At 34.0% G+C, this 14,061-nt stretch carries 11 protein-coding genes; 2 read left to right on the plus strand and 9 right to left on the minus strand.

What is annotated here, in order from left to right; translation table 11 throughout:
* Positions 1 to 2 precede the first annotated feature (2 nt).
* The 5 genes from COJ46_RS21720 to azlC form a co-directional block, all read right to left on the minus strand.
* Positions 3 to 761, minus strand: a complete 759-nt coding sequence (locus tag COJ46_RS21720; RefSeq protein WP_286133587.1) for an ABC transporter ATP-binding protein — start codon at positions 759 to 761, stop codon at positions 3 to 5.
* Positions 762 to 1,049: 288 nt separating this feature from the next.
* On the minus strand, positions 1,050 to 3,167 hold the full coding sequence (locus COJ46_RS21725) for a HelD family protein (protein WP_097977110.1): 2,118 nt from the start codon (positions 3,165 to 3,167) through the stop codon (positions 1,050 to 1,052).
* Between the two features lie 596 nt (positions 3,168 to 3,763).
* Positions 3,764 to 5,515, minus strand: a complete 1,752-nt coding sequence (locus COJ46_RS21730) for an adenine deaminase C-terminal domain-containing protein (protein WP_098566280.1) — start codon at positions 5,513 to 5,515, stop codon at positions 3,764 to 3,766.
* 18 nt (positions 5,516 to 5,533) lie between these two features.
* Positions 5,534 to 5,866, minus strand: a complete 333-nt coding sequence (locus tag COJ46_RS21735) for a branched-chain amino acid transporter permease (RefSeq protein WP_098566281.1) — start codon at positions 5,864 to 5,866, stop codon at positions 5,534 to 5,536.
* Entirely contained in the window at positions 5,863 to 6,582 is a 720-nt protein-coding gene (gene azlC, locus COJ46_RS21740) for an azaleucine resistance protein AzlC (protein ID WP_098566282.1), read from the minus strand. Before azlC ends, COJ46_RS21735 begins: the two co-directional genes overlap by 4 nt.
* 220 nt (positions 6,583 to 6,802) lie before the next feature.
* Here azlC and COJ46_RS21745 point away from each other — a divergent pair, with 220 nt between their 5' ends.
* Positions 6,803 to 8,197, plus strand: coding sequence for an aminotransferase-like domain-containing protein (locus COJ46_RS21745; RefSeq protein WP_097977102.1), 1,395 nt, complete (start codon positions 6,803 to 6,805; stop codon positions 8,195 to 8,197).
* Between the two features lie 85 nt (positions 8,198 to 8,282).
* On the opposite strand, the gene COJ46_RS21750 is transcribed toward COJ46_RS21745, so the two are convergent.
* From COJ46_RS21750 to pruA, 4 genes are all read right to left on the minus strand, one after another.
* Positions 8,283 to 8,762: a GNAT family N-acetyltransferase gene (locus COJ46_RS21750; RefSeq protein ID WP_097977100.1), complete on the minus strand. Its 480-nt coding sequence runs from the start codon at positions 8,760 to 8,762 to the stop codon at positions 8,283 to 8,285.
* Positions 8,763 to 9,139: 377 nt separating this feature from the next.
* Positions 9,140 to 9,346, minus strand: a complete 207-nt coding sequence (locus COJ46_RS25280; protein WP_176522573.1) for a nucleotide-binding domain-containing protein — start codon at positions 9,344 to 9,346, stop codon at positions 9,140 to 9,142.
* A gap of 34 nt (positions 9,347 to 9,380) precedes the next feature.
* Positions 9,381 to 10,367, minus strand: coding sequence for a proline dehydrogenase family protein (locus COJ46_RS21755; RefSeq protein ID WP_176522572.1), 987 nt, complete (start codon positions 10,365 to 10,367; stop codon positions 9,381 to 9,383).
* 38 nt (positions 10,368 to 10,405) lie between these two features.
* A complete protein-coding gene (gene pruA, locus COJ46_RS21760; RefSeq protein WP_098566283.1) occupies positions 10,406 to 11,950 on the minus strand; it encodes an L-glutamate gamma-semialdehyde dehydrogenase in 1,545 nt (514 codons plus the stop codon).
* A 180-nt stretch (positions 11,951 to 12,130) separates the two neighbouring features.
* Between pruA and COJ46_RS21765 the strand changes: the two genes are divergently transcribed.
* Positions 12,131 to 13,696 carry a sigma-54 interaction domain-containing protein gene (locus tag COJ46_RS21765; RefSeq protein ID WP_097977098.1) on the plus strand — a complete coding sequence of 522 codons (1,566 nt, stop codon included), beginning with the start codon at positions 12,131 to 12,133 and terminating at the stop codon, positions 13,694 to 13,696.
* The last annotated feature ends 365 nt before the right edge of the window (positions 13,697 to 14,061 follow it).

The raw sequence follows: 14,061 nt of genomic DNA on the forward strand, positions 1-14,061 counted from the left end.
CGTTATCCCCCTTTAACAATGGATACGAATTCCTCAGCTAAAGCTTGATGTTCATTAAACCCTGTAAGCTGATTGAAAATCTGTTCCAATGATCCCTCTTCATTTTGCTCCTTTAATTCTTTAAAACTACCATCTGCTACGATTTTACCATCATTAATCAAAATAATTCGATTACTTATTTTCTCTACAACATCCATAATATGAGATGAATAAAAAATCGTTTTTCCACTGGCAGCTAGAATATCTAGAATTTCTTTAAATACCATCACACTATTTGCATCAAGCCCACTTAGTGGCTCATCCAAAAACAATAGGTCAGGATTATGTATTAAACTTGAAATGATTAGGACTTTTTGCTTCATCCCCTTTGAAAAAGAAGCAATTCGGGATAAGTAAACTTCCTCCAAACCAAATACCTTCATTAACTTCTTAGCCTTCTCATCAGCTTCATCAAAATCCATCCCGTATAATTCGCCAACGAATGTTAAATACTCTCTAGCTGTAAGATTATCGTATAGTTCAGCAATTTCTGGAACATACCCAATTTTTTTCTTGTATTCAACATTCTGATCTGAAATTTCTTCCCCAAAAATCTCAACATTCCCAGAGTAATTTCCTTCTAGTCCTAATAAAATTTTTATAGTCGTGCTTTTACCTGCACCATTTGGTCCAATATAACCAATAATTTGACCACGATGAACAGTTAAATCAATTCCTTTTAAAACCGCTTTTGCACCATAGTCCTTTTTTAAATCCTTCAAACACAATACGACTTCTTGATTTGTCTCGATGATGATCACCTACTTTTTATTTAATACTTCAATATTAATAGTCTACTAATCTTATTGAAAAGAGTAAGATTTACCATATTTTAGGAGATTTTTACAATAATAGAAGAATTATATGTCTGTTTTAAGGAAATTGAAAATGATTGAAAAGTTTCAAAAAGTTCATACGAGTCAAAATAAAAAAGCATCGATCTGTAAAATCGATGCTCTTTTGTAATTTGTATTAAATAGTTGAGCAAAATAATTAGCACTGTACTGTAGTTAAACAATCTGAAGTGATGATTTTCCAATCAGTGGAGATTTGTTTCCAGAATATAATACGATCAAATTGTGAAGTGCTCGAGTACATCCAACATAAAGTAACTTTGCGTCTTGTTTGGTTTGTTCATAATGCACATCATCTACATCAACAAGTAGTACAGCATCAAATTCAAGTCCTTTAGAAAGATACACTGGTACTACTGAAATTCCACCTTCGTATTTTCTCTCTTTTGAATGAATAAAGGATACTTCTTCCCCAGCTGCAGATAATTCATTATGTAAAATTGCACACTCATCCTCAGTACGGCCAATTATTGCAATTGTATCCATTTTATCCTTTTTTAATTGATAGATGGAATTAATGATTACTTGAATTCGATTTGTATGATCTACTTCTTGTATTTTAACTTGTTCTCCACTTCGAAATACTGGATTTGCTAGGCTAACTGGTATATTTGCTTTTTTAATAATCTCATTCGCAAAATGAATAATTTCCATTGTAGAACGATAGCTTCTATTTAACTCATAATAGGTTACTTCTTTTTCATTAAATACTTCTAAAAATTCATCCCAAGTATTAATCCCTTGATACTCGTGAATGGCTTGGGATAAATCGCCGAGAATGGTAAACGAATTTCCAAACGTCATCTTATTTAATAATGCAATTTGAAAAGGTGAAAAATCCTGGGCTTCGTCTACTATTACATGATGGAACTTTTGCTTTGACTCAATTCCAAAAAGACGATTGTGAATATAGACTAGCGGAGCCAAATCCTCCTGATCCATCTCTTTCTTTTTACAATTTAAAGATGTGGATTTAATAATATCTGCTGGAATTTCGTCTACAATAGAAGCATCCTTTGTTGTAGGGAATAGAGATTTATAGAAAGAGAGTGCAGTATGTTTTGGCCATTGTTTCATATAAGAATTCAGATATTGAGTAGCTTTTTTCTTTTTCTCTTTTCTTATATTCGTTTCTTCTATAACCTTTAACTCATTATCAATCCATTTCTTAAGCCTTGCAACAATGCGTTCTCTCCGTTTAGCAAGTGGATAATGTTTATATTCAATACTAAACCAATGTTTAAGTGTTTCTTTATCAATCATTCTCTTTTTCCAAGGTTTGAAATCTTTTTCAGGAACTGCTGAGGCTTCATACATATCCATGCAGCGATCAATATATGACATAAAATGAGTTGAGCCTTTCCATTTACCTGGACTATTATGATTGATTTCAAGACGTTTAGCTCCAGTTGCGAACCATTTATTTAGGTTTTCTGATGAATCCTTTAGTTTTACTTCATGGTCGAGGGTATTTAATGCCCAATCAGAAAATGTTGTTTGTTGAATGCTGCCTACACCCAATTCTGGAAGAACATTTGAAATATAATCTAGAAACATGTTATTAGGTGCAAAAATAATCATTTTATCTGCCCTTAATGTTTCACGGTATTGGTAAATAAGAAATGCAAGTCGATGAAGAGCAACAGTTGTTTTTCCGCTTCCTGCTACTCCTTGAATGACTAAAGGTGTATTTTTGGATGAACGAATAATATCATTTTGTTCAGATTGAATAGTAGATACAATATCCTTTAAGCGATTATCTTTGTTTTCACTTAATCGATATAGAAGAAAATCATCAGTAGTTGATACATCTTGATCGCCTTTTACATATGTATCTACAACGCGTTGGAGATTTTTTTTGCGGATTACTATATTTCGTTTTAAATAGATTATACCTTCGATAATCCCTTCCGGAGATTCGTAATAAGCAGGATCGTCTCCTCCTGTAAACGAATAAAACATACTTGCAATTGGAGCACGCCAATCAATTATCAATGGATTTTCTGTAGTTTGTTCTGATATTCCTACTTTTCCTATGTAAACTGGTACCGAATCTTTCTGTTCCTCTTGAAAATCCATTCTCCCAAAATATGGTTCGTTTTTAGCAAAGCGAAGATTTCTTCGATTTGTATCTCGAATTCCTTCAAGTACTTGTTCGGTTACATCACTTCCAGTATAAACGGGAATTCCTTCAAGTTTCGTTAGCTGCCGTTCCATTTCAGATAAAATTGTGTTTAAATACTGGAGTTCTTCTTTAAATTGTTGTGTAGACATTTTTCTACCCCCTTTATATAAATAAATAGCCGAATTTTCAGACGGAAAGCTATTGTATCAAGAAGTTTATTAAAAAGTAAAGAGATTTAAAAAATAAAATATTTAAAGTTTAGCATAAGTTTACTTCAAATAACTAAATTTTAGCTGAACATGAGTTCAAAAGAATTATATAGAAGCAATCTAAAATAAAAAAGATGAACCTGTAGAAACAGAAATCATCTTCTTTTTGAGCATTAACTTAATCTTAGGTTCTTCTCTTAAGCGCATATTTTACAATCGAGACTTTTTTAATTGATAATAGATAAAATAAAAATAACCTGTTTTTTTGTTATTTTTTTCGTTTCTTCCATTTAACCGATCCACTTATATTTCATCCCTTCGCTAAAAACCAAAACTATTTTTGATAAATCATCCTACCATCTTTTACTCTAAATTATCTTGATTAGTATGCGCTTCTTTGTTTCTTTTCATTAATGTGAGTTTAAATAAAGCAAATAAAAAAGCATGAATCAGATTAATATTCGATTCATGCCTAAGATACAGCTTTATATTTTATGTTTTTTGTTAAGATTTTAAAAATTATTCCAATTTAAATTCTAATAATATGCAGTTTCCCTATTTGTTGGAGAAACTAGAATTTCTTTATTTTTCACATCATATAATCCACTTGGAGTTAATCGAATAAATGGTAAATGGGTTGCAGAAAAGAATAATAGCGTAAAAGCAGGATCGTCGTATTTATATCCTTTTTCTTTTAACAATTCGATCAACTTTTTCTCAACTTTTATTAGACTGTCCATGTCTAATTCAGACATGCTACCTTTTAAAGCTAAAGATATTTCGTGAACAACTTTGTTCTCTTCAACCAGTACCATGCCACCACCTATTTCTTTCATTCTTTCAAAAGCTTTCAACATATCGGATTTTCTTTTACCTAAAATTAAAATGTCTCCAGTACCAGAATAGGAACTTGCAAATCCACCCATATGTTGAGCAAATCCTTTCACTACTGTGTTTAATCTCCAAGAACCATCTCTTCCAACCATTAAAAGAAAACATTCATCATGTTCGTATGATAATTCATCACTTTCTACATCAATCATACTTTCATATGGTTTTGTAATAACATTATTTATCAAGTTTATACCATATGAGCTTGAAAGACTCAGATCCTTTTTTTCTAAAGTCCACTTTAAATCTAGTCTAGAAAATTGATATTTCTCCCAATCGATCGGCAAATATTGATTGATAAGATTCCCATCTTTCTTGATCCATTTACCTTTTGCTAAAACACTTAAAGGTGTTGGGTTTTCTTTATTTTCTAGTAGATTAATATTTGCAATTCTTCCTGTGGCAATTGAACCATGTAAATGTTCCATATTATAATAGCAAGCTACATTATAACTTGCCATATTATAAGCTTCAATTAACGGTATTTCGTGACGGATTGCTATTTTTATTAATTCATCAGTCATTCCTTTTTCATAAAAATAAGGATGTGAACCGTCGGTCGTAAAGAAAAAACGATCAAATTTTTGAATGCCAAGCTCTTTAATTTCCTTTAAAAGCACTTCTAAATCAGGTCGTATCGAAGAATGTCTTAATGAAACCATATAGCCCTGCATTAAACGCGAAAGTGCTTCCTTTCCTGTCATTGCTTCATGATCACAATCTGCACCTAATAACTTTAACTTAGCTAAAGTGCGTTCTGAAGCACCAGGAAAATGCCCTTCTACTTTCTTATTTAATTGCTTTGTCTCCTGTATCCAGGTAAGCATTTGGTTGTCACCGTTTAGTAGCTTTGGCCACGCAGTTAGTTCTCCACCTTGTAAGACTAATTCATGTTCGAGCCATGACATAACATCTTTCGAATTAAATAGCTCATCATTATTCGGAATTTCAGTTTGTGCGTCGAAACGACACCACCAATACATGCTTGATGGGATATTTTTAAAATCATTCAATAATTCAAAAGCAGCATGACTAGGCAATTCTAAGAATAATTTTAGATTATCGTTAATTAATGTTGTTGTACCGAATTGTCCAGCATACTTTGCTAAAGTAAGAGGATTATAGAGTTGATATGGATGAGCATGAGGTTCAATATAACCTGGCACTATGTATTGCCCTTCGCAATCCACCACCTCAATTTCATTCAAATTTTCTGGAAGAGCTTCTCCAACATAAACAATCCGATCCTGGTAAACCCAAATATTCGCATGTAGCCATTGATTCAAATATGAGTTTAAATACGTAGCATTTTTTAAAATGATATGTGGATTAATTACTCCATCAAGAACATTTACTTGGTTTCTAATTTGTTCATTACTCCATCTATAATCTTTCATCATTTCACTCCTATTTCATTAAAAAACTAATTGCACAAGAATCATATATACAATCGTACCTCCTGCGATCGAAAGAAGCATCATTCTTTTCCATAAATGGAGAATCGCAACTACAAATACTGAAATAAGCTCTGGAATACCGTGAGTTCCAGTAAGTAAATTTACATTTTTAAAACAATAGATGACCAATAGTCCAATTACTGCAGACGGTAGGACTTTACCTAAATACTGTACATACTTCGGTGTAACTTTTCCCGGTGGAAAAATGATAAATGGAAGAAATCTTGTAATCATTGTACCTAAAACAACCATTGAGACTGTGATAATTTGCTGGGTTATATTCATCGTCATAGTGATACCTCGACTTTCTTAGATGGTTTAGATGGTTTTCTAAGTACACTAAGTGTAATAAGAATTGAGAGCATCGCAGGAATAATGAAGTTATTTCCACCAAAAATAATAAGACAAATGGTTGAAAGACCAACCCCTGTTATTGCACTAATGTGTTTTGTCTCTTTTTTCCACTGCTCAATGAATATAACAACAAAAAGGGCAGTCATGACGAATTCAAGCCCCTTAGTATTGAATTTTACAAGTGATCCAAAAATTCCTCCTATTGCTGCACCGATTACCCAATACAAATGATTAAGGAATGTAACATAAAACATGTACAAACTCTTATCCACGCTATCTGGTAGATCAGCGGTATAATTTATCGAAAAAGTCTCATCACATAGTCCGAAAATTAAATAGATTTTTTTCTTTCCAGTGCCTTTATATTTATCTAACATTGAGATTCCATAAAACAAATGTCGCGCGTTCACCATTAAAGTTAGTAACAGTGCGTTAATTGGATTAAAACCCATCAGTAATAAGTTTGCTGCAATAAATTCCATCGATCCAGCAAAGATTGTTAGCCCCATCAAAATCGGATAAATGGCACTGAATCCTAAAGAGTTCATAAAAATCCCATATGCTATCCCTAAAAATAAAAATCCTGCAAAAATGGGTATCGTGTGTGGAAAGGCAAATCGAAATGCCATCCAAAGTTTGTTCCCCTTTTTCATAGCTTCACATCCTGTATCGTTAAATTTATTATAATTTAACATACAGAATCCATACAAAAAACGAAATAATTGTATGGATTACAATTTTCTAAAAATTAAATCAAGTACAGTTTAAAGAATGTTTACAAAGTTTCTACTCAATTATGTATAGAATTGTATTTTTTGATTTCCATACAAAAATGATATAATTGTATGGAATTAAACAATAGAGGTGAAGTATATGCCAGTAAATTCATTTGAAAATTACCCAATGTCTTGGAAACCTGATAAATCATCTTTAAAACGTCCTTTTTATAATTCCATTGCACTACAACTAGAACAAGATATTATTAATGGCTTTCTAGCACCTGGTACAAAGTTACCACCTCAACGCGAATTAGCTGATTTTCTTGACTTAAATTTTACGACAATCACTCGTGCCTACAAAATATGTGAAATAAAAGGTTTAATCTATGCGCTTACAGGAAGTGGAACTTTTGTTGCTCCAAATGCAGCCCATTCAATCACGATTTCAACAGATAAAACAGCAAATAGTATTGATCTTGGCTTTGTAGCTTCTTTTGAACAAACGAATAGTATTGTAACTGAAGCAATCCAGAAAGTAGTCAGTAAAAGCTATTTAGATCAATTATTAAATTATAATGATCCTACCGGAATACCACATCACAAGGCAGCTGCACTAAACTGGATGGAAGCTTTCGGTATTAAAGCTGCTCAAGATAATTTAGCGATTGTATCTGGTACTCAAAACGCTTTGGTCATTGCTTTAGCAAGTTTATTTGAGCCAGGTAATCGTATTGCAACCGACTTTTACACTTTTTCGAATTTTATAGAGTTAGCAAAAACGCTTCACATTCAATTAGTTCCTATTCATTCCGACCAATTTGGAATGTTGCCAAATGAACTTGAAAAGCAATGTAGCCAATTAAATATACATGGCATATTCCTAATGCCTTCTTGTAGTAACCCTACTACTATTATGATTTCTGACTTTCGAAAACTTGAACTAGCTTCTGTAATTAGGAAGCATCGATTAATTTTAATCGAAGATGATATACATGCATTTATAACTGCGGGAGTAATTTCTGACTACAAACAACCGATGTATAACCTACTTCCAGAACAAAGCGTATATATTTGTGGTACATCAAAGTCCATCTGTTCTGGATTGAGAGTTGCTTACATGGTTTTTGGGGATGCACTACGCGAAAAAATTTTGAAGGCTATTTTTAATCTTAACGTAAAAACATCATCACTTGATGTAGAAGTAATTACTGAGCTGATTTTATCAGGTAAAGCGCATGAAATCGTTCAACAAAAGAAACAGTTAGCTGAAAATGTAAACGATATTTATTCATCCTATTTCCCTGTAAATAAGATTGGTCATCCACTTAGTTTTTATCGTTGGCTTCCTATTCATAGTCATAGTAATGGGGTAAACTTAGAAGCAGATTTGAAAAAACTAGGTGTACGTGTGTTTCATTCAGATCGTTTTCTAAGTGGACAATCTTCTTCTGAAAAGTATTTACGTATTGCACTTTCTTCAACTCAATCTTTAGAGGATTTAGATTCTGGTTTGAAGGTTCTAGCTCAATATCTCGACAAACAGATTTAACTAATTACAATACAACAACCGTGTTTGAAAAAAGGAGCTGAATGACAATCAGCTCCTTTCAAACTATTAATTTATTCTTTTGATTTTATTTAAAACGTGAAGAACTAACCTTTAAGTTGTAATCGGTTATCTCAAATCCAAGTTGTTGATATAGATTCAATGCACCTTGATTATGACCAAAAACGTGTAGCCAAACGTCATCTACCCCTAATTCATTAATTTCTTTTATACACATACCCATCGTTTCTTTACCGAATCCCTGTCCTCTATATTCTCGATAAATGAGAATTTCATATAAATAAGCATAAATTGACTCTTGATTTTTATTAATAGAATACCAGATATAACCAATCGTTTCTTCATTTAAAACGATGTTTTTCAAATAGTTATTTTCAGTATTTTCTCCTTCAGGCAATAAAGATTGAAAAGCTGCTTTAGATTGTTCTAAAGCTGTTTCTTCTTTCCAACTTCCATTTTTCACTTTATCATTCGCAAAATTCACAGTTGCTATTTCTAGAAACCTCTGAAAATCTTGATTATTCATAAATTTTAAATTTAAAGTCAAATTAGATCATCCTTTGCATTTAAATAATTTTAAGCTTAAAGTCCCAATTAAGTATTCAATTTTATCTCAGAAATATCCTTTTTTGAACGTCAGACTATGAAAATAGGACGGCACTTTTGGCTAACTGATAGTAATTTCCATGAGATTTATCCTAAAGATGGGTGGAATTGAGTAAAAGTAGACTATTCAAATGTTTATTTTCAAATCCATCTGTTCAGACAAAATATGAAGGTAAAAAAGTAATCTTGAAATTTAATATTTAAAAAGGACTGTCTAAATTTTGACAGTCCTTTTACGATCTTATTGAAATAATGCTAGCGTTAGCTCGATAAGAAAAGCTTTGTTTGAACACTGAGAAGTACCTATTCTAATGTAAATTAATTAAGAAATGATGGTAATAAAATCACCTCATTAAACAAAAACGAATACAAATTAATTGTAAAAAACAGGGGGAACTCGATCACTAGTATTGTTACTGGTATACGATTTCTTGCTACACATTCACCATTTTTTACAATATAGCACACTACATAATGATCACAATGAAATTCATGCAAGTTTGTTGTTGTTGTGAATTCAGCCAACTTCGCTTTAAATTATGAACGCCTTATTTTTTTATTATTTCTGTTTTTTCTTGTTTACTTTAGATAATCTTCCTAATGTAAAGGCACCGACCGCTAAGCCAATCATGGTGTTGTTTTTTTTATTAAAGACCTGTTTTGCTACAAGGTTTAAGTTTTGTGGTCTTTCCGCAAGCCGACGCATAAAGTAACCGTACCAGTCCTTTCCAAATGGCACATAAGTGCAGAAATTGCAACCTTCACTTGCTAGTTTCAATTGAAGGTCTTTTCTGAAGCCGTACAGCATTTGGATTTCAAATTTATCGTTCGGAATATTATTTCTTTTTACAAAATCTTTAACATGTTGGATGATTTTGTGGTCATGTGTTGCAATAGAAGTGAATTTTCCATTTAACAAGTGCCATTCTATCAACTTAATAAAGTTTTTATCAATATCTTTCTTGTCTTGGTACGCATATTCCTCAGGCTCTTTATATGCACCTTTTACAATACGAAGGCGAAAATCTTTATACTTTTCGAGATTTTCTTGTGATTGATAGAAGTATGCCTGGATAACGGTTCCTACATTATCATACTCCAAAGAAAGCTCATCTAAAAGATCAAACGAAGGCTTTAAGTGCCCATAATCTTCCATATCAATATTAACAAAAATCCCATATTGATGTGCCTGGTGAACAATTTCCTTTAAATTACTCAAACAAAAAGAGTACTCAATGTCCAAGCCCAATTGAGTCGGTTTTAACGAGATATGTGCATCTACTTTATTCTTATGAATGGCTTCGATGACTTTCAGAATTTGTTCTCTAGCCTGGATTGCTTCTTCCTTTTTAAAGACAAATTCCCCTAAATTATCGACCGTACATGAGATCCCATGTTTATTTAGCTCTTTAATGCTTTTAATTACTTCTTCAATATTTGTACCAGCTACAACACTTTGCGCCCCCATTTTTAAACCATACTTTTTAGCGGCACTATTAAGAAATTGGTTTTGTGATAAGGCCATAAAAAAATCTTTCAATATCATATTGATTCCTCCCATATTTTCCTGCTACCTAAATCTAGTTAAAACATTTCTGATGTCGTTTTTGCTTGCATATGAAGAATGAGGTAATCTGGTCCGCCGGCTTTAGAATCTGTACCGGACATATTGAATCCACCAAACGGCTGATAACCAACAATGGCACCCGTACATCCCCTGTTAAAATATAAGTTTCCTACATGGAATTCTTTTCTAGCCCGCTCTATATGTTCGCGATTGTTTGAAATCAATGCACCGGTTAAGCCATAGTCGGTATTGTTGGCAATTTCCATCATATGATCAAAATCACGTGCTTTACAAAAAGCCACAACTGGTCCAAATATCTCCTCCTGCATTAAGCGCGCCTTTTCATTAAGATCAGCAATAATGGTAGGTTGGATGAAATAACCTCGAGAATCATCACCTTCTCCGCCAGCCATTAATTTACCTTCACTTTTTCCAATTTCAATATAATTCATGATTCTGTCAAATGCCGCCTGATCAATGACAGGTCCCATATATGTTCCAGCCTCTTCAGGGCTACCGACGGTTAAGGTTTTGGTTAATTCCACTGCTTTAGCTAATACTTGATCATAAACATCCTGATGAATTACAGCTCTCGATCCCGCAGAGCATTTTTGGCCAGAAAAACCGAAAGCAGAATATACAATGGATGCTGCTGCAAAATCCAAATCTGCATCTTTATCAATGACCATTGTATCTTTTCCACCCATCTCCGCTATCACTCGCTTTAGCCAAATTTGCCCAGGATGCACTTTTGCTGCTCGCTCATAAATACGGCAGCCAACCTCACGTGATCCAGTAAATGAGACAAAACGCGTTTTTGGATGGTCTACAAGATAATCGCCAATTTCCGCACCACTCCCAGGAACGAAATTCAGTACTCCTTTCGGAAGCCCCGCTTCCTCCATCACTTCCAAAAATTTCGTAGCCACAACCGGTGTGTTATTTGAAGGCTTAAGAAGAACGGTGTTCCCAGCCACAATGGCAGCTACAGTTGTTCCAGCCATAATAGCGAGCGGGAAATTAAAAGGAGCAATAATCACCCCAACTCCCAGTGGAATGTAATGAAATTGATTTAGTTCACCTTCCCGGCTTTGCACTGGTACACCATTTTGAAGCTTGATCATTTGGCGTGCATAAAATTCAAGGAAATCGATTGCTTCGGCTGTATCGGCATCAGCTTCTTTCCACGGCTTTCCTGCTTCCTTTACAAGATAGACAGAAAATTCATGTTTACGGCGGCGCAAGATCGCAGCCGCACGGAATAGGATATCAGCCCGTCCTTCCGGCTGGAAATTCTTCCATGACTCAAATGCTTCCAGTGCGGATTGCATTGCTTTTTCCGCCAAATCTTTGCTTGCTTTTGAAACAACCCCAACCACTTCATTTTTATTAGCAGGGTTAAATGATGTGATTTTGTGATCCGTTATAATTTTTTCCCCGCCAATTGTTAGGGGATATTCTTTCCCAAGCTGTGAGTTTACAAGATCTAATGCTTGATTAAACGCGTTTATATTCTCCTCTTTTGAAAAGTCTGTAAAAGGTTCGTGTTTATAAGATAGCATGTTTTTACCCCCTCAAATCCTTTGTTGCTTTATTTAAATGCAATTTTTGTGCCAACTTAAAAAACTACTTTATACTTGATTTTTCGAAAATTGTGTAAACTAAACGTTTACAAAAGTGTAAATGGAGTGTAAAATATAAACACTTTTGTAAACCATTAAACAATGATAAGGTGATTGGTTATGTTAAAAGAAAAAGTTTCACTTCTGTCCATTTCCCTTCCTTTAGATGAAGAGATTCATACAGAAAAAATAAAACAATTCTCTGTCGACACCTTGCTCTCAGAGGTTGAAGAAATAGTTCTAGACCAAGATATTGTTCTTGTTGATGAAGCTGGAAGGCATGTGCGAAGGGTCCCCTTTACTACATTAATAAATGCTATTTTTCAAGAGTGGCAAAAGCTTTCAGGTGTTTATCAGACGCTTCTGTGTGCCGTAGATAATGCCATTACAATAGTAGACAGCGATGGAAAAGTTGTTGCATGGAATCCTAAGGCAGAAGATTTGTACAAAACTTCTGCTGAAGAAATGATCGGCTCTAAAATTACGAATCGCTTTAAAGAGGATTCTGTAGTTTTAATGTCCACAATGAAGGAAGGAAAAGGGGTTATTCGGCATTATAACCAGCCGCAGGAAGATGTCCATGTATTAATTAACACCTTACCAATATTCATCAGGGATAAGGTGGTAGGGGGGATTTCAGTTGAAAGTGATATTACAGAAATTGTAAAACTAAATAATGAACTTACAACTACTACTGCGTATATTCAAGATTTGGAAAATCAGATTGGGAACAAGGATATTATCGATCCCTTCCACAAAATAAAGGGAAGAAGCCAAGCGATAAAAACTTCCATCTCTTTGTCCAAGAAAGTCGCCCATACAGATGCAACCGTCGTGATTACTGGTGAGAGCGGTGTTGGTAAAGAGTTGTTTGCACAGGCTATTCACAAAGCAAGTCCCCGTTCAAAAGGGCCATTTGTTGATCTTAACTGCGGGGCCATTCCCTCGGCGCTTTTTGAAAGTGAATTATTTGGTTATGAAAAAGGTGCATTTACAGGGGCAATAAAAGAAGGGAAGCTAGGAAAAATAGGGACAGCAAAGGGTGGAACATTATTTCTCGATGAAATTGGGGAAATGCCATTAGAGCTTCAAGTAAAATTGCTGCGTGTCTTGCAGGAGAAACAATACTATCGAGTTGGCGGAAACCAACCTCTTCCAATAGATGTACGAATTCTTTCAGCAACTAACCGGGATTTGGAGAAAATGGTGGAAGAAGGTTTATTTCGCGAAGATTTATATTATCGGTTAAATGTGGTTACGATCCCTATCCCGCCCCTCAGAGACAGAAAGGAAGACCTTCCCGAACTTGTCCAATTATTTTTAAAAGAGTTTTCCATCAAATACCGGAAGCCGGTTCCAGTCATTTCTCCGGAAGTGATGGTAACATTCATGCATTTTCCTTGGAACGGCAATATCAGGCAGCTAAGAAATATAATTGAGCGAGTAATGATATTTACAGATGATAATATAATCAAATCTGAACAATTGCCAAATGAATTTTTTAAAAGACACACAAATTCTCAATCGCCTATTCTCGGAGAAGCAGAATTACACGAAGTGGATGAAAAGTCACTAATAATACATGCCCTAAAAGTAACATATGGAAATAAATCAGCTGCTGCAAAAATGCTTGGGGTTTCCAGGGTGACACTTTATAACAAAATGAAGAAATATGGGCAGTTATAATGAGATGTAATTTTTAACAAAAAAAGTGATCGCCCGATAGAAATTTAGCGATCACTTTTTTCAAAAAACATCTATTTTGTAGGAAATGTATTTAGCTCCTTAATTGGGGGAGTACCAGTGGTTATCACCACCCGCAGTAAGGAATAGCCCGTTTTTGTCTATTGTTTAGCAATTTTCATTTTAAGTAAAAGGTAATCGATAATAAATTGTGTAAATTACAGTTAAAACCATAAGGCTTATCAAATACCATCAATAGGCACTTTTTTATTTTCCAAACTATAAATTTCTAAACATTTTACAAGATTATGGATAACAAGCTCGTTATGAAAATAATAACTCCAAATGGCATGGTCGAAAATTCACCT

The sequence above is a fragment of the Bacillus sp. AFS077874 genome (assembly GCF_002566505.1).
GTDB lineage: Bacteria > Bacillota > Bacilli > Bacillales > Bacillaceae_G > Gottfriedia.